At 64.0% G+C, this 21,403-nt stretch carries 18 protein-coding genes; 10 read left to right on the top strand and 8 right to left on the bottom strand.

The window, feature by feature from the left end:
- The first annotated feature begins 246 nt into the window (after positions 1-246).
- Positions 247-1,938, top strand: coding sequence for an alpha/beta hydrolase (locus VGO04_RS01290; RefSeq protein WP_327494148.1), 1,692 nt, complete (start codon positions 247-249; stop codon positions 1,936-1,938).
- On the opposite strand, the gene VGO04_RS01285 is transcribed toward VGO04_RS01290, so the two are convergent.
- Entirely contained in the window at positions 1,932-2,846 is a 915-nt protein-coding gene (locus VGO04_RS01285) for a LysR substrate-binding domain-containing protein (protein ID WP_327494147.1), read from the bottom strand. The two genes, VGO04_RS01290 and VGO04_RS01285, sit on opposite strands and share 7 nt — an antisense overlap.
- A gap of 126 nt (positions 2,847-2,972) precedes the next feature.
- Here VGO04_RS01285 and VGO04_RS01280 point away from each other — a divergent pair, with 126 nt between their 5' ends.
- The 4 genes from VGO04_RS01280 (at position 2,973) to VGO04_RS01265 (ending at position 5,580) form a co-directional block, all read left to right on the top strand.
- Positions 2,973-3,638, top strand: a complete 666-nt coding sequence (locus tag VGO04_RS01280) for an isochorismatase family cysteine hydrolase (protein WP_327494146.1) — start codon at positions 2,973-2,975, stop codon at positions 3,636-3,638.
- A gap of 118 nt (positions 3,639-3,756) precedes the next feature.
- Complete coding sequence (locus tag VGO04_RS01275) at positions 3,757-4,059, top strand: GYD domain-containing protein (protein WP_327494145.1); 303 nt, start codon at positions 3,757-3,759, stop codon at positions 4,057-4,059.
- A gap of 11 nt (positions 4,060-4,070) precedes the next feature.
- Positions 4,071-4,886 (top strand): transporter substrate-binding domain-containing protein, encoded by an 816-nt coding sequence (locus VGO04_RS01270; protein ID WP_327494144.1) that lies wholly within the window; start codon positions 4,071-4,073, stop codon positions 4,884-4,886.
- A gap of 22 nt (positions 4,887-4,908) precedes the next feature.
- On the top strand, positions 4,909-5,580 hold the full coding sequence (locus VGO04_RS01265; RefSeq protein ID WP_327494143.1) for an amino acid ABC transporter permease: 672 nt from the start codon (positions 4,909-4,911) through the stop codon (positions 5,578-5,580).
- Here VGO04_RS01265 and VGO04_RS01260 read toward each other — a convergent pair.
- The gene (locus tag VGO04_RS01260) at positions 5,577-6,452 is read right to left on the bottom strand and encodes a LysR family transcriptional regulator (protein ID WP_327494142.1); all 876 of its coding nucleotides are present in this window, start codon (positions 6,450-6,452) and stop codon (positions 5,577-5,579) included. The genes VGO04_RS01265 and VGO04_RS01260 overlap by 4 nt on opposite strands.
- Positions 6,453-6,575: 123 nt before the next feature.
- Here VGO04_RS01260 and VGO04_RS01255 point away from each other — a divergent pair, with 123 nt between their 5' ends.
- The 4 genes from VGO04_RS01255 to VGO04_RS01240 all read left to right on the top strand — a co-directional run bounded on the left by VGO04_RS01255 (position 6,576) and on the right by VGO04_RS01240 (position 14,886).
- Complete coding sequence (locus VGO04_RS01255) at positions 6,576-9,023, top strand: FAD-dependent oxidoreductase (RefSeq protein WP_327494141.1); 2,448 nt, start codon at positions 6,576-6,578, stop codon at positions 9,021-9,023.
- Positions 9,020-11,467, top strand: coding sequence for an FAD-dependent oxidoreductase (locus tag VGO04_RS01250; protein ID WP_327494140.1), 2,448 nt, complete (start codon positions 9,020-9,022; stop codon positions 11,465-11,467). Before VGO04_RS01255 ends, VGO04_RS01250 begins: the two co-directional genes overlap by 4 nt.
- A 363-nt stretch (positions 11,468-11,830) precedes the next feature.
- Positions 11,831-13,375: a trimethylamine methyltransferase family protein gene (locus tag VGO04_RS01245; protein WP_327494139.1), complete on the top strand. Its 1,545-nt coding sequence runs from the start codon at positions 11,831-11,833 to the stop codon at positions 13,373-13,375.
- Positions 13,376-13,656: 281 nt separating this feature from the next.
- Positions 13,657-14,886, top strand: a complete 1,230-nt coding sequence (locus tag VGO04_RS01240) for an aromatic ring-hydroxylating dioxygenase subunit alpha (protein ID WP_327494138.1) — start codon at positions 13,657-13,659, stop codon at positions 14,884-14,886.
- A gap of 36 nt (positions 14,887-14,922) precedes the next feature.
- Here the strand turns inward: VGO04_RS01240 and VGO04_RS01235 are convergent, their stop codons facing one another.
- Positions 14,923-15,366, bottom strand: a complete 444-nt coding sequence (locus VGO04_RS01235; RefSeq protein ID WP_327494137.1) for an Lrp/AsnC family transcriptional regulator — start codon at positions 15,364-15,366, stop codon at positions 14,923-14,925.
- A gap of 114 nt (positions 15,367-15,480) precedes the next feature.
- On the opposite strand from VGO04_RS01235, the gene VGO04_RS01230 reads away from it, so the two are divergent.
- Positions 15,481-16,065, top strand: a complete 585-nt coding sequence (locus VGO04_RS01230; protein ID WP_327494136.1) for a cysteine hydrolase family protein — start codon at positions 15,481-15,483, stop codon at positions 16,063-16,065.
- 192 nt (positions 16,066-16,257) lie between these two features.
- On the opposite strand, the gene VGO04_RS01225 is transcribed toward VGO04_RS01230, so the two are convergent.
- From VGO04_RS01225 to VGO04_RS01205, 5 genes are all read right to left on the bottom strand, one after another.
- Complete coding sequence (locus VGO04_RS01225) at positions 16,258-16,782, bottom strand: hypothetical protein (RefSeq protein WP_327494135.1); 525 nt, start codon at positions 16,780-16,782, stop codon at positions 16,258-16,260.
- A 237-nt stretch (positions 16,783-17,019) separates the two neighbouring features.
- On the bottom strand, positions 17,020-18,144 hold the full coding sequence (locus tag VGO04_RS01220) for an ABC transporter substrate-binding protein (RefSeq protein WP_414650497.1): 1,125 nt from the start codon (positions 18,142-18,144) through the stop codon (positions 17,020-17,022).
- Positions 18,145-18,172: 28 nt separating this feature from the next.
- Positions 18,173-18,928 (bottom strand): siderophore-iron reductase FhuF, encoded by a 756-nt coding sequence (fhuF, locus tag VGO04_RS01215; protein ID WP_327494134.1) that lies wholly within the window; start codon positions 18,926-18,928, stop codon positions 18,173-18,175.
- A gap of 453 nt (positions 18,929-19,381) precedes the next feature.
- Positions 19,382-19,876 (bottom strand): ester cyclase, encoded by a 495-nt coding sequence (locus VGO04_RS01210; RefSeq protein WP_327494133.1) that lies wholly within the window; start codon positions 19,874-19,876, stop codon positions 19,382-19,384.
- Positions 19,877-19,938: 62 nt separating this feature from the next.
- The gene (locus VGO04_RS01205; RefSeq protein WP_327494132.1) at positions 19,939-21,366 is read right to left on the bottom strand and encodes a gamma-aminobutyraldehyde dehydrogenase; all 1,428 of its coding nucleotides are present in this window, start codon (positions 21,364-21,366) and stop codon (positions 19,939-19,941) included.
- Positions 21,367-21,403: the final 37 nt, after the last annotated feature.

Below are 21,403 nucleotides of genomic sequence, written 5' to 3'. Positions count from 1 at the left end.
ATTTTGAAGGCGCTCGTCGTCAACGTGCGCCTGACCGACAACACGCTTGCCCCGCGGGTGGAGCGATGACGGCGATCGCGGCCATCCGCCGGGTTTGATCCGGTTGATGGCGCTTCAAGGCGTCAGACCATTTCCCGGTTCTCGGGCGCCATGTACGGGGCTAGCCCGACCGTAGTTGACGCGCCGCAACCGGGAGGCGACAGTGCAGCCAATCCTGCCCGCCGCCTGATCGAGAGGAGCAAGCCCGTGGATCATCTGCAAGAGACGGATTTGCGCCAGTCGAAGTGGCCGGTGCCGCGCTTTCTCTCTGGCCTGCTCGCCTCGTTCTCGACCACCGGCCTCATTGTCGGCGTCTTCTTCTTCGCCATGTCGCTGACGCCGAGCCTCATCCCACGGCCCTATGTGGTGCAGGCGGTGATCTCGGGAATGTCGCTTGCCGCCGGCTACGCAATCGGGGTGCTGCTGCGCTGGGTCTGGTCGCTGCTCGACCTGCCGGAGATCCGCGGTCGCACCGGCCTCACGGTGAAGGTGCTGGCGGCGCTCGGCTGCACCGCGGTTGCTCTTACCTTTCTTTGGCGCACGGCCTATTGGCAGAACACGGTGCGCCAGATCATGGGGCTCGATCCGGTCGAAAGCGCCGAACCGTTCAAGCTCGGGCTGATCGCGGCGCTCGTCTTCGTCGCCATCGTGCTTATTGCGCGGCTGTTCCGGCTGACCTTCCGCTTCCTTGCGCGGCGTTTCGAGCATGTGCTGACGCGGCCGCTGGCGAAGGTGGCGGCCGTGGTTGCCGCCGTCGCGCTCTTCTGGTCGGCCGTCGACGGCGTCATCTTCCGCTTCGCGCTGCACGCGGCCGACAGCTCGTTCCAGCGGCTCGATGCGCTGATTGACCCCGATGTCGCGCCACCGACCGACCCCTTGAAGACCGGCAGCAGCGCATCGCTGATGACCTGGGACGAGCTTGGCCGTCAGGGCCGGCAATTCGTCGCCTCCGGTCCGGCGGCGAAGGACATCGGCGCCTTCTTCGGGGCTGAAGCGAAGGAGCCCTTGCGCGTTTATGCCGGGCTCAATTCCGCCGAAACCGCAAAGGAACGGGCGAAGCTGGCGCTGGAGGAGTTGAAGCGCGTCGGCGGCTTCGAGCGCACGAACCTTTTGATCGTCGTGCCGACCGGCACCGGCTGGATCGACCCGCCGGGCATGGATTCGGTCGAATATCTGCTGAAGGGCGACGTCGCGAGCGTCGCGGTGCAGTACTCCTATCTCACAAGCTGGCTGTCGCTCTTGGTCGAGCCGGAATACGGCGCCGAAACCGCCGATGCGCTGTTCGACGCCGTCTACGGCTACTGGACGACGCTTCCGAGGGACAAGCGGCCGAAGCTCTATCTCTACGGCCTCAGCCTCGGCTCGATGAATTCGCAAGGCTCGGTCGACCCCTTCGACATCATCAGCGATCCGTTCCAGGGTGCGCTCTGGGTCGGTCCGCCGTTCCCGACGAAAACCTGGCTGCAGATCACCGGCAACCGCAATCCGGGCTCGCCGGAATGGCGCCCGCTCTATCGCGACGGTTCGGTGATCCGTTTCACCAATCAGGAAAACGCGCTCAACATTCCGGGCGCCAAATGGGGCAACGTCCGCATCGTCTATCTGCAATATGCAAGCGACCCGATCACCTTCTTCGACCCCCATTCCTTCTACCGCGAACCGGACTGGATGAAGGCACCGCGCGGGGCGGACGTTTCGCCGGCGCTGCGGTGGTTCCCGGTCGTCACCATGTTCCAGCTGCTCGCCGACATGGCGCTCGCGACGACGTCACCGATCGGCTACGGCCATGTCTATGCGCCGGAACACTATATCGACGCCTGGATGCAGGTGATGGCGCCGCCCGGCGTGACCGAGGCGGACGCCGAGCGGCTGAAGGCGCAGCTCAAGGGCCGCTACTGAGCCTGCTTTTCGCCGGATCGTTCTCCGCGCAGGTGTGCTGCGATCTGGTTGGCGAAGGCCTGGATTAGCGGCTCCTCGGCCTTTTCCGTCGGGCAAAGCAGGTAGTAACCGGCCGATGCGGGAATAGCGGTGGCAAAGGGTTGGATCAGCCGGCCTTCGAGCAGAGAGGAGCGGGTGAGCACGTCGGAGACGAGCGCGATGCCCTGGCCCTGCAAGGCGGACGCAACGGCGATTGCCACCGAAGGCACCCGGACGCTGCGACTGCCTTCGAGCGAGATGCGCGCGGCGGCCGACCAGCGCGTCCATTCGCGGCCGTCGTCCTCGTGCAGGAGCGTCACGTCGCGCAGCTTCTTTTCACGCAGCGGCCCTTCGAGGCGCGGGAACAGGAGCGGCGAGCAGACGGTGCGCAGTTTCACGTCGCTGACCGCCTGCCACCACAGACCGTCGAACGGCGGATTGTCGTAGACGATGGCGAGATCGACGTCGTCCCAGACGACGTCCGAGGCGCGGATGCAGTTGCGCATCGAAAGATCCGTGACACCGCGCGCACCGGCAAACTGCACCAGCAGGCCGGCCGTCCAGGCGATGGCGAGCGCCGGCGGCAGGGCGACCGTCAGCTTGCTCTTCTGGCTTTCGAGCCGCCGGTCGGTGCCGTCCTCGACAGCGGCGGCGAGATTGCCGATGGCGTGCGACACCGTCTGTGCGAAGTCGCGGCCGGCAGCGGTCAGCTTGATGTTGCGTCCGGATTTTTCAAGCAGCGTCAGCCCCGTCGTCTCCGACAGCCGGCGCAGCTGCAGCGACACGGCACCTGGGCTGAGGCCCAGCTCGTCTGCTGCCTGGCGCACGGATCCGATGCGCGCCACCGCCTCGAAGGCCCGGATATAGGGCAGGAAATGCAGCGCCTTCATCCGTCATTCTCCCGGTTGTGGATCTTGAAATCGTTTAGCCAAACTGGACAATATCAAGCATAAAAAATCGCTATTCCCAATCGATTTTTGCTCCTATGAATCTCGGCGGAGAGAGGGAGTAATACGATGATCGAGGCTCAACCGTTTGATTTTCCTTATGACGGAAAGCTGGTTCCGTCGCAGACCGCGCTGATGGTGATCGATCTCCAGATCGACTTCTGCTCGCCCAACGGCTACTTTGCCTCGATGGGTTACGACCCGGCGCCGCTTGCGGCGATCGTGCCGGCGGTCAACCGGGTGATATCGGCGGCGCGGGCTGCCGGCTGCCTGATCATCCATACGCGCCAGGGCTACCGTGCCGATCTTGCCGACATGACCCCTTACGAGAAATGGCGGCGCAAGCGCTCAGGTCTGGAGAACACGCAGGTGCTCTTGCGCTCCAGCCCCGGTTTCCAGTTGCTGCCCGAGCTCGATGTCGCCGACACTGACGTCATCATCGACAAGACCTGCAACAGCTCGTTCACCTACACCGACCTCGAGCACGTGCTGAGATCGCAGGGCATCACCCACATGCTCTTTACCGGCTGCACCACCGATGTCTGCGTGCACACGACGCTGCGCGAGGCCTGCGACCGCAATTTCCAGTGCCTGACGATTTCGGATTGCTGCGCCAGCGGCGAGCAATGGGCACATGAGGCGGCGATCAACATGATCTCGATCGAGAACGGCATCTTCGGCACTGTTTCGACCAGCGACGCCGTCATTGCCGGGCTTGCGAGAGCCAGCCGCTAAGCGCTCTGACGTCACGCAATTCCGGACGGAAAACCGCTTCACGCTTTTCCTGGAATTGCTTCGCGTGTCACCCGCATGTCCATGCCTTTTGCCAACCGTTTCAACGGAATGATGCCCCATGCAAAGATATATCTCGCTGATGCGACTGACTGCCAAGGGACTGGCCGAGCTTGCCGATAGCGGCAGCCGGCGCAAGGTGAGCGAGGATCGGGTCGCAGCGCTCGGCGGCCGCTCGGTCGCCTTCTACGCCACGCTTGGAACCTACGATTTCGTCCAGGTTTTCGAGATGCCTGATAATGCGTCGATGATGCAATACGTGCTGACGGCACGGCGCGACGGCTTCGTGGACCCGCTCATCCTTCCGGCCTTCGACAGCCACACCTATGGCGACATCGTCGGCCGCGTTTCACCAGCACAATAAGGGGAATGACGATGATCAGACTGGCATCCTGCGCAACCCTTCTTGCAACCACACTGCTTTCGGCCGGTATCGCACGGGCGGAGACCCCTGCCTTTGCCGCAGACGGCGAGCTCGGCGTCTGCACCACGGCGGCCTTTCCGCCGCTTTCGTTCAAGGAGCATCCGGCCGATGCTGCACCGACTGGCATCGACATCGAGATCGCCGAGGCGCTTGCCGGCCTCTGGAACGCCAACATCGCCTACACCGTCACCGAATTTGCCGGTCTGTTGCCGACGCTCGGGGCAGGGCGCTGCGACGTCATCATCAGCGGCATCTACGTCAACGCCAAGCGGCGCGAGACCTATGACTGCGTGCCCTACATGAAATCGGCGACCGCCATGGTGACCAAGGCTGGCAGCGATGCGATCAAGGTGCCGGAGGACCTCAGCGGCAAAGTGATCGCGCTCGAAGCCGGCGCCTATTACAAAGAAGAGCGGATCGGCCCGCTCAACGCGGCGCTAACCGCCAAGGGACTGCCACCTGTCGAGGTGCAAGAGTATCCGACCCAACAGGCCGCCTATCAACAGGTTCTCGTCGGCCGGGTCGACGCGACAGTGACCGAGGAGGCGGAGGGCGCCTACCGCGCTTCGCGATCCGACGGCACGCTTCAGCTTCCTTACATCTGGGCCTCAGATTTCAAGTACGGCATCTACAGCCGGCGCGAGGCTGCGGACGCGGCCGCCGTCAAGGCGGGGCTCAAGGCGCTGAAGGAGAAGGGCTTCTTCGGCGACCTCGCCAGGAAATACGGCCTCGATCCGGCACTCTTCGACGTCGATTACGACTCCTAATCGCAAACGGCGGGGGCAGGGCATGAACTTCGACACCAAACTGTTTTTCGATGCCCTGACCATGCCGGTGATGCTGCAGGGGGCGGGTATCGCCATCCTGCTTTCGATCCTGGTGCAGGCGGCGTCGTTCCTGCTCTGCCTGCCGCTTGCCGTCGCGCTCAACTCGATGGCGACGGTCAGGCGGACGGCAGCACAGCTCTATGTCTGGCTGTTCCGCTCGTCGCCGCTGATCCTCGTGCTCCTGATCGTCTGGAACGGCGCGCCGCAGCTCTTTCCGGGGCTGACGCGGGCGCCCTGGTACACGCCCTTCGTCGCGGCCTTCATCGCGTTCACGCTGGTGACGGCCGCCTACATGGCCGAAGCGATGCGCGGGGCGCTTTCGGCGATCGGCCAGGGACAGACGGATGCAGCGCGCGCACTCGGGCTCAATCGCTGGCAGACCTTCTTTCTGGTGATCCTGCCGCAGGCGCTGCGCATCGTCATGCCTGTGCTGGTCAACGAATTCATCAACCTGATCAAGCTGACCTCGCTTGCCTATGTCATTTCGATGCGCGAGATCATGGCCGTCGTCAACGATGCGATCGCCTCCAGCTTCCGCTTCGTCGAGTGGTATTCGGCCGCGCTGATCTACTATCTCGCGATCGTCTCGATCCTGATGTTTCTGCGGCGGCTGATCCAGCGCCGCATGGCCTAAGGGGTTTCCGAACCGGGCACCGGAAGCGTCGAAAGCAGAGCGCCCATGGCGGCGATGATCTTGCGGTGCTGGTGGGCGTGGCGGGTGCGAAGGCTGGTGGCGGCGTAGACGGTCTGGGCGATGACGGGCGCATCCTGTACCCGAAACGCAGATTCCTCCGCCGAAAGCCGATCGGCCGTCGCCGCCGTCACATAGGCCGCGCCGCCGAGCGCTGCGAGGAGCCGGGCAATCGCCATGTTCTGGCCGGCGGAAAGCAGTGCCGCCGAAAGATGCGGCAGGGCGAGGCGATGGGCGCGGTCGAAGGTTGGCGAATAGCTCGATCGGATATAGGTTTCCGACCGGATATCGGCGAGCGCACGCGCTTCGGTGCTGACCAGAACGTAATGCAGATCGCCGATCCGTTCATAGTAGAGGTCGGGCAGGTAGTGAGGGGTATAGAGGATCGCCAGATCCAGGTCACCGGCGCCGAGATCGCGGTTCATCTGGTTGGAGTAATCGGCCTCCATATAGACCTCGGTTGCGGGCAGGTCCTGCCGGATTGCCGCCATCCATTCGCCGGCAAAAGCTTCCGCCAGATCATGCTGGATGCCGAGCCGCATGGAGCGTTCCAACGCGCCGGCGCTGGTGACTGCGCGTGTTGCCTCATGCCATTGGTTCTGCAGCGCTTTCGCATAGTCGAGAAAGCGCAAGCCCGCGGCCGTCGGCACGGTGCCACCCTTGTTGCGGGTAAAGAGCTTGCGGTTGAATTGCGCTTCCAGCGCCTTCACCCGATGCGAGACGGTCGACTGGGTGATGTTCAAGCGCTCGGCGGTGCGATTGAAGGAGCGGCTTTCCATCAGGTCCAGGAAGGTTTCGACCAGTTCCACCTGCATGCCGTGCACTCCCGCTTCGATACGGCCAATCTAATCGAATTTGTCGATCAATAAAGCCTGTTTCCGTCGCTTGATGGCGCCCGGCTTCCCCGGCAAGAATTCGCCAAAACGAGGGAACTGTTAATGTCGAATTTGCCGTCGCACGCCCGGGTCGTGATCATCGGTGGGGGAGCGATCGGCGCTTCCTCGCTCTACCATTTGGCCAAGGCCGGCTGGACCGATTGTGTGCTTCTGGAAAAGAACGAGCTGACGGCGGGCTCGACCTGGCACGCGGCCGGCAACGTGCCGACCTTCTCGTCCTCCTGGTCGATCATGAACATGCAGCGCTATTCCGCCTCGCTCTATCGCGATCTCGGTGCGCTCGTCGATTACCCGATGAACTATCACGTCACCGGCTCGATCCGGCTTGGCCATTCCAAGGAGCGGCTGCAGGAATTCAAGCGCGTCGTTGGCATGGGCCGCTACCAGGGCATGGATCTCGATATCCTCTCGCCTGACGAGATGCGCGCCCGCTATCCTTTCCTCGAAACGCATGAGCTGACTGGCGCGCTCTACGATCCCTATGACGGCGATATCGACCCGGCGCAGCTGACCCAGGCGCTCGCCAAGGGCGCGCGCGACATGGGCGCCAAGATCATCCGCTTCTGTCCCGTGACCGGGGCGCGCCGCGAAAACGACGAATGGGTGATTTCGACGCCGCAGGGCGAGATCCGCTGCGAATATGTCGTCAATGCCGCCGGCTACTATGCCCGCGAGGTCGGCAAGATGTTCGGCCGCGACGTGCCGATGATGGTGATGAGCCATCAGTACATCCTGTTCGACGAGATTCCGGAGCTGGCCGCCTGGTCGAAGGAGGCGGGCCACAAGCTACCGCTTTTGCGCGATGTCGACAGCTCCTACTATCTCCGCCAGGAGAAGAACGGCATGAACCTCGGGCCCTATGAGCGCAACTGCCGCGCCCATTGGGTCACGCCCGATGATCCGATGCCCGAGGATTTTTCCTTCCAACTCTTCCCCGACGATCTCGACCGCCTGGAATGGTACCTGAACGATGCGGTCGAGCGCGTGCCGATCCTCGGGACGGCAGGTCTGTCGCGGATTATCAACGGCCCGATCCCCTATGCGCCCGACGGCAATCCATTGATCGGCCCGATGCCGGGCGTGCCGAACGCGTTCGAGGCCTGCGTCTTTACCTTCGGCATCTGCCAGGCGGGCGGCGCCGGCAAGGTGCTCGCCGAATGGATCACCGAGGGCCAGACGGAATGGGACATGTGGTCCTGCGACCCGCGGCGCTACACCGACTACACCGACCAGGACTATTGCATCGCCAAGGGCATGGAGATCTATGGCCACGAATATGCGATGCATTTCCCCAAGCACTATTGGGCGGCGGGCCGCGGCAAGAAGTCGTCGCCGATCCACGACCGGATCGCCGCACTCGGCGCCCAGTTCAAGCCCTATAACGGCTGGGAGCGCGCCATGTGGTACGCGAAGCCCGGCGACGACACCTCCGAACAGGCGACGCAGACCTGGGGTCGCGAAGGCCCGTGGGCGGAGCGCATCAAGGAGGAGTGCCTGGCCGTGCGCGATGCCGCCGGCATTCTCGACCTGCCGGGCTTCTCGCGCTTCCGGGTGAAGGGCGAGGGCGCGACGGCCTGGCTCTCGGGCCTGATCACCGGCCGCGTTCCGAAGCCCGGCCGCATCGGTCTTGCTTATTTCGCCGACGACAAGGGCCGCATCGTCACCGAAATGTCGGTCATGATGCTGGACGAGGATTTCTTCTTCCTGATCACGGCGGCAACGGCGCAGTGGCACGATTTCGAGTGGCTGACGAAGCACCGGCCCGACAACGCCGCCTTCACCATCGATGACGTGACGACGTCCTTCTCCTGCCAAATCCTCACCGGTCCGAAGTCGCGTGCGATCCTTGCCGAGATCAGCGAGGCGGATCTGACCAAGGGCTGGCTGACGCACCAGACGGCCCAGATCGCCGGGCGCTACTGCCAGCTCGTGCGCGTCTCCTTTGCCGGCGAGCTCGGCTGGGAGATCCACAGCAAGGTGGAGGATACGGCCACAATCTTCGACGCCGTGTGGGCGGCCGGAGAGAAGCATGGCCTGAAACCCTTCGGCATGGAGGCGCTCGACAGCCTGCGCATCGAGAAGGGTTATCGCGCCTGGAAGGGTGATCTTTCGACCGACTACACCATCCTGCAGGGCGGCCTCGAACGTTTCGTCGACTGGGGCAAGCCGGGCTTCAAGGGCAAGGCGGCGCTGGAGCGGGAGAAGCAGCAGGGCGTTTCCAAGCGTTTCGTGACACTGACGGTCGCCGCCGACGGCTGCGACGCACCCTACATGTCGACGCTCTGGTCCAACGGTCAGGTGGTCGGCGAAACGACCTCGGGCAACTGGGGCCACCGCGTCGGCAAGTCGATCGCGCTCGGCATGCTCAGGGCCGACCTTGCCGTGCCCGGCCAGGAAATCGAGGTCGAGATCTTCGGCGACCGCTTCAAGGCGACGGTCGAGGCGGACCAGCCGCTCTGGGATCCCTCCAATGAAAGACTGCGCGCATGACCAAGCCCATTCCCTCGAAAGCCCGTGCGGTCATCATCGGCGGCGGCGTGTCCGGCTGTTCGGTCGCTTATCATCTCGCCAAGCTCGGCTGGACGGATGTGGTGCTGCTTGAGCGCAAGCAGTTGACCTCCGGCACCACCTGGCACGCGGCCGGTCTCATCGGCCAGCTGCGCGCCTCGCAGAACATGACGCGGCTCGCGAAATATTCGGCCGATCTCTACGTCAAGCTCGAGGCCGAGACCGGCATTTCCACCGGCATGCGCCAGAACGGTTCGATCACGGTGGCGCTGACGGAGGAGCGCAAGGAAGAGATCTATCGTCAGGCTTCACTGGCGCGCGCCTTCAATGTCGACGTGCGCGAGATCACGCCTGATGAAGTGAAGGGCATGTATCCGCACCTCAACACCTCGGACGTGAAAGCGGCCGTGCATCTGCCGCTCGACGGCCAGTGCGACCCTGCCAACATCGCCATGGCGCTCGCCAAGGGTGCGCGCCAGAACGGTGCGACGATCATCGAGGGCGTCAAGGTGACGTCTGTGCTGAAGAAGGATGGCCGGGTGACCGGCGTCACCTGCGAGCAGAACGGCGAGGTCTATACGATCGAGACCGATCATGTCGTCAACTGCGCCGGCATGTGGGGCAGGGAGTTTGCGCGGCAATCGGGCGTTACCGTGCCGCTGCATGCCTGCGAGCATTTCTACATCGTCACCGAGGCGATCCCGGAGTTGAAGCGCCTGCCGGTGCTGCGCGTGCCTGATGAGTGCACCTACTACAAGGAAGACGCCGGCAAGATGCTGATCGGCGCCTTCGAGCTGAAAGCCAAACCCTGGGGCATGGAGGGCATCCGCGAGGACTTCTGCTTCGACCAGTTGCCCGACGATTTCGACCACTTCGCGCCGATCCTCGAAATGGCGGTCAACCGCATGCCGATGCTGGAAACGGCTGGCATCCATACCTTCTTCAACGGCCCGGAAAGCTTCACCCCCGACGACCGCTACTATCTCGGCGAGGCGCCGGAGGTGAAGGGCTACTGGGTGGCGGCCGGCTACAACTCGATCGGCATCGTGTCCTCCGGTGGTGCCGGCATGGCGCTTGCCCAATGGATGAACGACGGCGAGCCGCCCTTCGATCTCTGGGAGGTGGATATCCGCCGGGCACAGCCGTTCCAGAAGAACCGCGCCTATCTGAAAGACCGCGTTTCCGAGACACTCGGCCTGCTCTATGCCGATCATTTCCCCTATCGCCAGATGGCGACCGCCCGCGGCGTGCGCCGCTCGCCGCTGCACGAACACCTGAAGGCCCGCGGCGCCGTCTTCGGCGAGGTCGCCGGCTGGGAGCGTGCCAACTGGTTTGCCAAGGACGGCCAGGAGCGTGAGTACCGCTACTCCTGGAAGCGGCAGAACTGGTTTGAAAACCAGAGGGACGAGCATCTGGCGGTCAGGAACGGCGTCGGCCTGTTCGACATGACCTCCTTCGGCAAGATCCGCGTCGAGGGGCGCGACGCGCTCTCCTTCCTGCAGCGGCTTTGCGCCAACGAGATGAACGTCGAGCCCGGCCGCATCGTCTACACCCAGATGCTCAACGCCCGCGGCGGCATCGAGAGCGACCTGACCGTGACGCGTCTTTCGGAAACCGCCTTCCTGCTGGTGGTGCCCGGCGCCACGTTGCAGCGGGATCTTGCGTGGCTGCGCAAGCATCTGACCGACGAGTTCGTGGTCATCACCGATGTCGGTGCCGGCGAAAGCGTGCTTTGCGTCATGGGGCCCAAGGCGCGCGAGCTGATGCAGAAGGTCAGCCCCAACGATTTTTCCAACGCCGCCCATCCGTTCGGCACGGCGCGCGAGATCGAGGTCGGCATGGGGCTCGCCCGGGCGCATCGCGTCACTTATGTCGGCGAACTCGGCTGGGAGCTCTATGTCCCGACCGACCAGACGGCACATGTGTTCGAGGCATTGGAAGAGGCCGGCCAGGGGCTGGGCCTGAAGCTCTGTGGCATCCACACGCTCGACAGCTGCCGCATCGAAAAGGCCTTCCGCCATTTCGGCCACGACATCACCGACGAGGACCATGTGCTCGAAGCCGGGCTCGGCTTTGCGGTCAAGGCCGACAAGGGCGATTTCATCGGCCGCGAGGCGGTGCTCGCCAAGCACAATCGCGGGCTGTCGCGCCGGCTGGTGCAGTTCCGCCTTTCCGATCCCGAGCCGCTGCTCTTCCACAATGAGGCGATCGTGCGCGACGGCAAGATCGTCGGCACGATCACCTCTGGCAATTACGGCCACCACCTCGGCGGCGCCATCGGCCTTGGCTACGTGCCCTCGGAAGGCGAGAGCGCCGACGACGTGCTCGGATCAAGCTTCGAGATCGAGATCGCCGGAACGCGGGTGAAGGCCGAGGCGTCGCTGAAGCCGATGTACGACCCGCGGGCGGAACGGGTGCGGATGTAGGGCAGGTGGTTGGGCTCGTCCCTCATCCGCGCGGTGAGGGCATTGCCCCTCATCCGGCCTGCCGGCCACCTTCTCCCCGCAGGCGGAGAGAAGTGAGACGCGGCCCCGGGTCATTCCCTCTCACCACAGGCGGAGAGAGGTGGAGTGAGGGGCGGTGGAAGAACGAGGCGGTGCATAAGGCCAGCTAAGCCTCATCCTCTTGAAGGCTGAGGAGAGGAACGAGCGGGCGCCACAATTCCCTTCTCCCCGTCCAGACGGGGAGAAGGTGCCGGCAGGCGGATGAGGGGTAATCCCTCACCGCGCGGATGAGGGGCAACACCCCACGGCAGGGATCAGGGGCACGCGCCCCATTGGGAGATGATGATGGCTGACGATTGTGCAGTTGCGGCTTCGAGACGGTCCGGCGGGCGGGCGGCGCGGGTGGCGTTGCGCGCAGCACCCTTGGCCGAAAATATCCGGCCGGTGCGCCCCGGGCTTTCCGGCGGGCAGTACAAGCCGCTGACGGACGCCAACGTGAGGCGCATCCACGAGGCGGCGCTCGACGCGCTGGAGCAGATCGGCCTTGCGAACGCCCCGAAGTCCGGCGTCGAGATCATGACCGGCGCCGGCGCCATTCTTGGCGATGACGGGCGCATCCGCTTTCCCCGGGCGCTGGTCGAGGACATGCTTGCGATCGCCGCGCGCGACATCACGCTTCATGCCCGCGACCCGAAGCAGGATCTCGAGCTCTCCGGCACCCGCGTCTACTACGGCACAGCCGGGGCCGCGGTGCATATCGTCGATGTCGAGAAGCGCGAGTATCGCGAGTCCACCGCCAAGGACCTCTTGAACGCGGCACAGCTCGTGCATCACCTCGACAACGTGCACTTTTTCCAGCGCGCCATGGTCTGCCGGGATGTCGCCGACAACTTCCTGATGGACATCAACACGCTCTACGCCTGCTGCGCCGGCACGACCAAACATGTCGGCACCAGCTTCTCCGATCCCTCGCATGTCGACGGCTGTTTCGACCTCATCCACATGATCGCCGGCGGCGAGGACAAGTGGCGGGCGCGGCCCTTCGTTTCCAACTCGAACTGCTTCGTCGTGCCGCCGATGAAGTTCGCCGAGGAAAGCTGCATCACCATGGAAAAGTGCATCCGTGCCGGGATGCCGATCCTGCTGCTCTCGGCCGGCCAGGCGGGTGCGACCGCACCGGCGCCGCTTGCAACCGCGATCGTTCAGGCGGTCGCCGAGTGCCTGGCGGGCGTCGTCTATGTCAATGCCATGTCGCCCGGCCATCCGGCGGTCTTCGGCACCTGGCCCTTCGTTTCGGACCTGCGCACCGGCGCGATGTCGGGCGGTTCCGGCGAACAGGCGCTGCTGACGGCTGGCTGCGCCCAGATGCACCAGTTCTATCGCCTGCCGGGCGGGGCTGCTGCTGGCATCGCCGACGCCAAGCTGCCGGACATGCAGGCCGGCTGGGAGCAGGCGATCTCCAACGTCATGGCCGGGCTCTCGGGTCTCAACATGGTCTACGAGGCCGTCGGCATGCATGCCTCGCTGCTCGGCTTCTGCCTGGAATCGCTGGTGCTCGGCGACGATCTCCTGGGCCAGGTGCAGCGCTGCATCCGCGGCATCGACGTGACCGAGGACTCGGTCTCGCTCGAGACCATGCGCTCGGTCTGCCTTGATGGCCCCGGCCACTATCTCGGCCATCCCCAGACGCTCGGGCTGATGCAGACGGAGTACATCTACCCGGCCGTCGCCGATCGCACGAGCCCGAAGGAATGGGTCGAGATTGGCCGCCCGGATCTGGTGGCCAAGGCGATCGAGAAGAAAAACCGGATTCTCGCGGAAGCGGCACCCTCGGTGATTGCGCCGGAGATCGACCTGAAGATCCGGGAGAAATTCCAGATCTTCTGCTGAGTTTCGCTCGTCCCGGTTTCGGGATGGGGGCAACGGGCGGCCAGGTCTGGTCGATCGTCCTCTGAAGATTGCGAGGAATGCGTTGGGTGAAGGTTGCGCCGAAACCTGCGGGGGAGTTCGCGTGCCTGCTGACGTGACGACTGCCCCTCATCCGGCCTGCCGGCCACCTTCTCCCCGTTTTGACAGGGAGAAGGAGACGCGTGGCGAGCGCCGTGCGTCAGATTGAAATACACGCGCGCCGGAACGCGGTCCTTCCGGTGACACAATTGGAGTTCGCCCCCATGCTCGTTTCGGAGCTCGAGAATACCACTGTCACCGGCGACCGCATCGACCAGCTTGTTGCCGCCCATCGTCCAGGCCATGGGCTCGTGCGCGCCTTCTACCTCGATCCGGAGATCTATGAACGCGACCTGGAGCGTGTCTTCCGCCGTCACTGGCATTGCGTGGCGCATGAGAGCGCGATCCCGAACGCCAACGATTTCGAAGTCTTTCGCATGGCGTCCGAGCAGGTGATCGTCACCCGCACGGCGAGCGGCGAGATCCACGCGATGCTCAATGTCTGCCGCCATCGGGGTGCCGAGGTTTGCACCAAGGACAAGGGCAATGCCCGCGCCTTCGTCTGCCCTTACCACGCCTGGACCTATGGCAATGACGGGGCACTAAAGGCAGCAAGGCTGATGCCGAAGGATTTCAAGCGCGAGGATCACGGGCTGAAGAAGCTGCACGTGCGCGTCGCCGAAGGGCTGATCTTCATCTCCTTTGCCGACGAGCCGCTCGATTTTTCCGATGTCGAGCACCTGCTGCATGCGACCTGCGGACAATATGGCTGGGGTTCGGCGAAGGTCGCCCATCGCCAGACCTATCCAGTGGACGCCAACTGGAAGCTTGCGGTCGAGAACTATGTCGAGTGCTACCACTGTGGCCCGGCACATCCGGAGTATTCGGAAACGCATGCGCTGGAACAGCCGCTGCACATGATCGAGGAACTGAACGCCCGGATGGAGGCGCGCACCTGCGCACTCGGCATCGAGGTCGGCTCCGGCAACCACTGGCAGACGTCGGCTGCCGGCAAGGAGGCGGTGCACGCCTTCCGCTACCCGCTCTATGACGGTGCGAAGACCGGCAGCAAGGATGGCCAGGCGCTGAGCAAGCTGATGGGCCGATTTTCCGATTTCGACGGCGGCGTCACCTCGATCCATCTCGGCGGCACCACCTTCCTGGTCTGCTACCCCGATCACGGCATGATCTACCGCTTCATTCCGAAGACGGCCGAGACCTCTGAGATGGAGCTGATCTGGCTGGTCGACGCCGATGCCGAGGAGGGGCGCGACTATGATCTCGACCGGCTGACGTGGCTGTGGAAGGTGACGACCGAGGAAGACAAGGCGATCATCGAACACACGTCGCGCGGTGTGCGCTCGCACTATTTCGTGCCGGGACCGATCGCGCCGATGGAGCACAACGAGTTGCGCTACATCCACTGGTACCTCGACGAGCTCAGCCGGCCCTGATCGCTTTCCGGTGGGCGGACTGGCAGAGTTGATCCGTCAGTCCCGCCGGTCGAAATGGGTGCGCAGCGCCACATGCGTCTGCACGGTGGCGACGCCGGGGATGATGGAGATCTGGCGGCGGATTGTGTCGAGATCGCCGTTGGAGGCGCATTCGACAAGGACCATCAGGTCGGTTGCGCCGGCAAGCGACCAGCAGGTGACGATGGGCGGCATGGCCGAGAGATGTGGCACGATATGGTCGCAGTTCTTGCCTGGCTGGAAGCTGATCGCGATCAGCGATTTCACCGTCGGGCTCTCGTCCGCAACGCCAAGACGGATGGTGTAGCCGGCAATCACGCCTTTCGCTTCCAGTCGACGCAGCCGGTCATGGGCAGCACTGCGCGAAAGCCCGCTGTGGCGGGCGAGCGCCACCAGGCTCTGGCGCGAATCCTGCCGCAGCGCCGCCAGCAGCAGACGATCCTTCTCATCGGTTTCAGTCAAAACGTCGCCTCCATCTTGCCAGTTCCGGACATTCGTCCGGTGAGGCGTCATCATGTCCAGTGAAACCGGACGATAGGCGGGTTAGCGTCTTTTCGCAACGAAGGAGCTTTGCCCATGACCAGATTGAGTATTCCCGATAACGCCGTGCTGCTGCCGATCGACATGCAGAGGGCTTTTGATAGCGCGCCCTGGCCACGCCGCTGGAACGACGCTGTCGACCGGAACGGCCTTGCCCTCCTTGCCGGCTGGCGGGCGAGCGGCCGCCAGATCATCCATGTGCGCCACGACAGCGTGATGGATGGCTCGACGCTTGCGCCCGGGGCGCCGGGCAATGGGTTCCGGCCCGGCTTCGGGCCCGAGGGTGACGAGGCGCTCGTCACCAAGAGCGTCAACGCCGCCTTCATCGGCACCGATCTCGATCTGCGCCTGCGCCGCCTCGGCGTCGATACCGTCGTTGCCTTCGGTATCTCGACCGACATGTGCGTCTCGACCTCTGTGCGCGTCGGGGCCAATCTCGGCTACCGCATGATCCTGGTGGAAGACGCCTGCGACTGCTTCGACCAGCCGGACGGCGAGGGTGGCATGATTGCGGCGCGGGACATCCACCGCGCCCATGTGGCGACGCTGCGCGCCGAGTTCGCGGAGGTGACGACGACGGCTGAGCTTGTCGAGGTGCTTCGCCGTCCAGTCGCTGCCTAGGGCCAAGTCAAGGAGCGGTGTGAAACGGTTTTCCGCCCCGAATGGCGTTACTCCAAAGCGCAATTCAGGGAGCCACCCCCACCGCGCGACGCGCCAGATCGGTTCATCGTCCTAGCGAGAAGGTGAACTGGTTCCGTTCCGCGATGGCGCAAGCCTGGCTCTACAGCCACCCGACACTTTCGCAGGCTTGCGCTAGCGGTTGCCGCCACGGACTTCCAGCACTTCGGTCGTCCATTTCGGCGCCGTCAGGCTTTCGCCTTCGCGGTTCGGGAACGTGAGGTAGGTCTCGAACGTGCGGTTCTGGCCAGCTGGCACGCGGGCGAGGATCAGCGCCGTGTCGTCGCCGATCTTTTCGCAGGCGTCCGCGGGGCAGTTTTCGAGCGTCACGGACAGGCGGAAATATTCAAGCAGGGCTGGCCCCTTGTTGGCGACCGTGCCGCGCAGCCGGAAGCTTCGTTCCGGCTGGCTCTGCTCGAAGGTGAGATCTTCCAGGGCAACGTCCGTTGCTTTGAGGCCCGCGGGCTGCGTCGTCTGCACCGGTTCGGGTGCCTGGGGCTTGGCGCCATCGCCATCGCTGAACCAGATGATGAAGGCGACGAGCAGGCCGAGCGCGACGGCGACCGAGAGGATCGGTTCGGCCCATTGGCGAAAGCGGCTGAAGCGCGCTGCCAGGTACACGACCACAAGGCCCAACGGTAACGCGATCAACCACAGCATCCAGATCCTCCTCACCGGCATCATTCCTTGGTCCGGAATCGACGCAAGGGGGAAATCATGCAGCCGATCAAAGCGTTACAGCGCAGGCAAGCCGCGGGGCTGGCGCGCTGCACCACCTCGTCCCTTATATAGGGCGGGTAGCGACTGGCAACACGTCGAGGCGTCCGGTAACCGGTAGCACCCTGACGTTTCGGTGAACGCGCGTGAGGGTTGGCGCTCCGGTGCGCTCAAGGGAGGTTACTTGCCCGGCTTGAGGTCGACCCAGTAAGTGCCTTCGAACGGTACCGCGGCAAAGCGGCTGTTGATGTCGGCAAGGGTCTCTTTCGGGTCGAGGTCGGAAAAGAGGTTGGGCCTGATCCAGGTGGCAAAGACCTCGGCGGCGACGATGTTGAGCGGGACGGCGTTGAAGAAGTTCCAGAGCCCGTGAACGCGTTGTTCTTCGACGGCGCGCACACTGGCAAGCGCCGGCGACTTGATCGTCTCGGCGAGCGTCTGCCGCGCCCGATCCTCGTCGACGCCGGGGCCGATGGACAGCGTGCCGTATTTGCCGCCGGGCGAGGACGTGGCGATGTAGATGTCGGGGTTGGCGGCCATCACCGCCTCGGCGCTGATTTTGCCGCCAAGCGGCGGCAGGCCGTGATCGGCCATGTTGCGCGCGCCGGCAACGGTCAGAAACTCGCCGAGGCCCGATACGCCATAGGCCCAGCAACAGCGGTCGGCCTGCGGGAAGGCGTCCATCAGCACCAATGGTCGCGGCTCCGGCTTGGCGGCGATCCGCTCGCGGATGAGTTTCAGCTTGTCCTCGTAGAACCGCGCGAAGGCTTCCGCCTGTTCGTCGCGGCCGAGCAGCTTGCCGAGCAGGCGCATCATCTGTGGTGTGCTTGCGAGCGCATTGTTGTTGAAGTCGACGACGACGACAGGCACGCCGATGCTGGTGAGGTAGTCGATCGCGCGCTGGCCCTGTTCCGTATCGGCCTGCCAATTGGCAAGGATTGCCAGATCGGCGTTCAGCGACAACAGCGGCTCGAAGGAGAGACCGGCACCGGTTCCGTCGTCAATCTCCGGCACCTTTGCAAGGGCCGGGAATTTGCGCGCAAAGCTCTCGTAGAGTTCGGGATTGTCATCCTTCATGTCGCCCGACCAGCCGGCGAGCAGGCTGACGGGGTCCGGGTGGATCAGCGACAGGGCGACGAGGTTGAAGCCGGTGCCGAGCAGGATCGCCTTGGGCTTTGCGGGTATGGTCACCTCGCGACCGACGGCGTCGGTGAGCGTCATCGGCCATGGGCCTTCGGCGCGGGCTGCGGTGCCGAACGCGAAGACGAAACAGAGAACGAGCACGAGCCGCAGAGCGGCCGGGAAGATGTGAAACAAACCTGTTGGTTCCTTTGACCTATTGGTTCCGCTGGCTGGGAAGGGCGCAGAGACTGCCGCAGCTGGGCACCCCTGGCAAAAGATAGCGCAGGCAGCAGATCTTGCGACGGCACACCCGGGCGCCGTCTTCGTCTTCGTGGCGCAGGCAATCGAAGAAGGGGTTGGGCGAGCCGTCCGGCAACGCCTTGTGGCCAATGAGCTGATCGGCCTGTGCGTTCAACGGTTCTATGCCTGAGGCGCGCAACGCATAGTCGATGTAGACGAGCGCATTGTTCCAGGCGAGCTTTGGCGCGATTCCGCCGACCGCCTTCAGGTGGCCGACTACGTCGCGCAGATGGCCGCGCATCAAGGGCGCCAGCGTCGCAAAGACATCGGCGTCATCGGTGTCCTGCCAGGCGCCGGCATGGGAGACGCCGAAGGTGCGAGGCAGGCCGTCTTCGGCAAGCGCCACTGTCATCTCCTCGAACCCCACAGGCAGCACCTGGTGGTCGAGCACGCGTGCGACGAGATAGGGGATGGTGAGGCTCGAGAAATAGTAGAGCGACCACATGGAGGCGACGGCCCGCCGGTCGCTGGCGCCGGACTTTTCCGTGTAGACATCGAGCGCACGGTCGAAGGCGCCGGAGGCGAAGAAATCCGGCAGGGCCATGGCATCGGAAAGGCTGTCCGATAGCACCATCTTCTCGTTGCACCAGGCATGGGTTCCGGCAAAGGCCGCCGACAGCGCCTTCGGGCCACCGGTCTCGACCAATGGTTCGCAAGCGGCAGCCGTCATCGCGCCACCCTGTCGGGCAGCGGTCTCGGCGGAAATGCAGCGGTGAAAGAACGCCGTTCTGCAAGCATGCGACACCTTCTGAGCGCGGTCAGAAACTCATAAGGTGATCGTGTTACTCATGATTTTTGCCGGCGCAAGTCGTTTTATGAGTTTTGCGATCATGTTTCGGCTGTTTCTGTGCCCGATCGGCCTTGCCCGCCGTGGAGCTGGGAAAAGAGATTTCCACAGGCGCCAGCCCAACTCCCGTCATTCCTGTGCTTGTCACAGTTGCCAGCAAGCCCAAGTCCTTGGGCTGAGGGGTCTTTTGACCCTGATGACGTCGGGTTACCGGATCCCCGCCACAAGGGCGAGGATGAGGGAAGAACGAGCTGTCCTCTCACCAGACGGACAGCTCTGAGATCTGCATGCAGTCTGAACCGCAGGCGTTCACCTGCGGTTCGTGGGTCTCAGAGACTATTGCATCAGCCCGAGCTGTTTGTAGAAGCCGAGCGCGTCGTAATAGTCGTTCTGGGCGGTGATCTTGCCGTCCTTGATCGTGAACACCGAGGCGCCGGTGAACTTGAAGCTCTTGTTGGTGGCGGCCGTGCCGTCCGCCCAGGCGCCGGAATTGGTACCGGAAAACTCCCATTCGAACGAGACCTTGTCGCCGCTCGCGATCGGGTCGCCCTTCATGGTCCAGACGGCATCGGGAACGGCATTGAGGAAGTTGTCGATGACGCCGGTCTTGGCGGCATCTTTGCCGGTGACCGGCTTGCCGACGGACGCATCGTAATAGGTGACGTCATCGGCGAAGTAGGATGCGGCCTTGGCAGAGTCGTGGGCGTTCCACGCCGCGACATAGGCCGCGACGACATCCGGTGCCGCGTCAGCGGCGAAGGCCGCGGGCGAGAGCACAAGCGTGCTCAGGCCCAAGGCACCAGCAGCGACAAGCAATTGACGACGGTACATGGTTTTCTCCTCCCGTTGTCCTCGTTTTCATGCATGCATTGTCTGACCCGCAGGAAGCGGTGTCAGCCGTGGTTGATCATGATGTGGCGAACGGCGGTGTAGTCTTCGAGCGCATAGACCGACATGTCCTTGCCGTAGCCCGACTGCTTGACGCCGCCATGCGGCATCTCGTTGGTCAGCATGAAGTGGGTGTTGATCCAGGTGCAGCCATATTGCAGGCGGGAGGCCGCCTTCATCGCCCTTGAGATGTCCTTGGTCCAGACGGAGGAGGCGAGGCCATAGTCACTGTCGTTGGCCCAGGCGATCGCATCGTCCTTGCCGGTGAAGCGGGTGACGGAGACAACAGGGCCGAAGACCTCGCGGCGGACGATCTCGTCTTCCTGGGTGGCGCCGGCGACAACCGTCGGCTGGAAGAAGAAGCCGTCCGAGCTGCCGGCGGCTCCGCCGGTGGTGATCTCGATGTGCTTCTGGTCGGCGGCACGCTCGACGAAGCTTGCGACGCGATCGCGCTGGCGGCGCGAGATCAGCGGGCCGATCTCGTTTTCCGTGTCGTCGGCGAGGTTATAGCGGATGGTCGAGACGGCTGAGGTGAGGTCGGCGACCAGCTTTTCGTAGATGCCGGCCTCGGCATAGATGCGGCAGGCGGCGGTGCAATCCTGCCCGGCATTGTAGTAACCGAAGGTGCGGATGCCGTTGACGACCGCTTCGAGGTCGGCGTCGTCATAGACGATGACCGGAGCCTTGCCGCCGAGCTCCAGATGGGTGCGCTTGACGGTCTTGGCGGCCGCGGCCAGCACCTTCTTGCCGGTGGCGATGTCGCCGGTGATCGAGACCATCGAGATCTTCGGGTGGTTGATCAGTGCATTGCCGACGGTCTCGCCGCGGCCGGAAACGACGTTGACCACGCCTTCCGGCAAGATATCGGCAAGCACGCGGGCAAGCTTCAGCGCCGTCAGCGGCGTCTGTTCGGAGGGCTTGAAGACGACGGTGTTGCCGCCGGCGATCGCCGGTGCCAGCTTCCAGGCCATCATCATCAGCGGGTAGTTCCAGGGCGCGATCGAGCCGACGATACCGACCGGGTCGCGGCGGATCATCGAGGTGTGGCCGGGCAGATATTCGCCCGCGGTCGGCGCATGCAGGTTGCGAACGGCACCGGCGAAGAAGCGCCAGCAGTCGACGATGGCAGGCAGTTCGTCGTTCTTCACGGCATTGATCGGCTTGCCGCAATTCAGCGCCTCAAGCGCGGCAAAGCCGTCGGCGTCCTTCTCGATCGCGTCGGCGATCTTCAAGAGATAGTTGGAGCGCTCGCCGGGTGTGGTCTGCGACCAGGTGGTGAAGGCCTTTTCGGCAGCGTCGACGGCTGCCTCGACCTGGGCATGCGAGGCCTCCGGCAGGTCGACGATCTTGCCGCCCGTCCGCGGGTTCAGGATGTGTTCGTCGGCCTCGGTGCCGGCCTCGAAGCGCGATCCGATCAGCAGTTGGGTGTCCATGTCTGTTCTCCCTTGAAAGTCGAGTTATTTGCCGGCG

It is taken from the genome of Ensifer sp., assembly GCF_035999185.1.
Classification (GTDB): domain Bacteria; phylum Pseudomonadota; class Alphaproteobacteria; order Rhizobiales; family Rhizobiaceae; genus Ensifer.
This window is presented reverse-complemented; position numbering and strand designations above follow the sequence as displayed.

Excerpts from the sequence above, each read along its gene's own strand:
- VGO04_RS01285 (WP_327494147.1), bottom strand. The coding sequence starts at position 2,846 with ATGAAGGCGCTGCATTTCCTGCCCTATATCCGGGCCTTCGAGGCGGTG.
- VGO04_RS01280 (WP_327494146.1), top strand. The coding sequence starts at position 2,973 with ATGATCGAGGCTCAACCGTTTGATTTTCCTTATGACGGAAAGCTGGTT.
- VGO04_RS01275 (WP_327494145.1), top strand. The coding sequence starts at position 3,757 with ATGCAAAGATATATCTCGCTGATGCGACTGACTGCCAAGGGACTGGCC.
- VGO04_RS01270 (WP_327494144.1), top strand. The coding sequence starts at position 4,071 with ATGATCAGACTGGCATCCTGCGCAACCCTTCTTGCAACCACACTGCTT.
- VGO04_RS01265 (WP_327494143.1), top strand. The coding sequence starts at position 4,909 with ATGAACTTCGACACCAAACTGTTTTTCGATGCCCTGACCATGCCGGTG.
- VGO04_RS01260 (WP_327494142.1), bottom strand. The coding sequence starts at position 6,452 with ATGCAGGTGGAACTGGTCGAAACCTTCCTGGACCTGATGGAAAGCCGC.
- VGO04_RS01255 (WP_327494141.1), top strand. The coding sequence starts at position 6,576 with ATGTCGAATTTGCCGTCGCACGCCCGGGTCGTGATCATCGGTGGGGGA.
- VGO04_RS01250 (WP_327494140.1), top strand. The coding sequence starts at position 9,020 with ATGACCAAGCCCATTCCCTCGAAAGCCCGTGCGGTCATCATCGGCGGC.
- VGO04_RS01245 (WP_327494139.1), top strand. The coding sequence starts at position 11,831 with ATGGCTGACGATTGTGCAGTTGCGGCTTCGAGACGGTCCGGCGGGCGG.
- VGO04_RS01240 (WP_327494138.1), top strand. The coding sequence starts at position 13,657 with ATGCTCGTTTCGGAGCTCGAGAATACCACTGTCACCGGCGACCGCATC.
- VGO04_RS01230 (WP_327494136.1), top strand. The coding sequence starts at position 15,481 with ATGACCAGATTGAGTATTCCCGATAACGCCGTGCTGCTGCCGATCGAC.
- VGO04_RS01225 (WP_327494135.1), bottom strand. The coding sequence starts at position 16,782 with ATGCTGTGGTTGATCGCGTTACCGTTGGGCCTTGTGGTCGTGTACCTG.
- fhuF (WP_327494134.1), bottom strand. The coding sequence starts at position 18,928 with ATGACGGCTGCCGCTTGCGAACCATTGGTCGAGACCGGTGGCCCGAAG.
- VGO04_RS01210 (WP_327494133.1), bottom strand. The coding sequence starts at position 19,876 with ATGTACCGTCGTCAATTGCTTGTCGCTGCTGGTGCCTTGGGCCTGAGC.
- VGO04_RS01205 (WP_327494132.1), bottom strand. The coding sequence starts at position 21,366 with ATGGACACCCAACTGCTGATCGGATCGCGCTTCGAGGCCGGCACCGAG.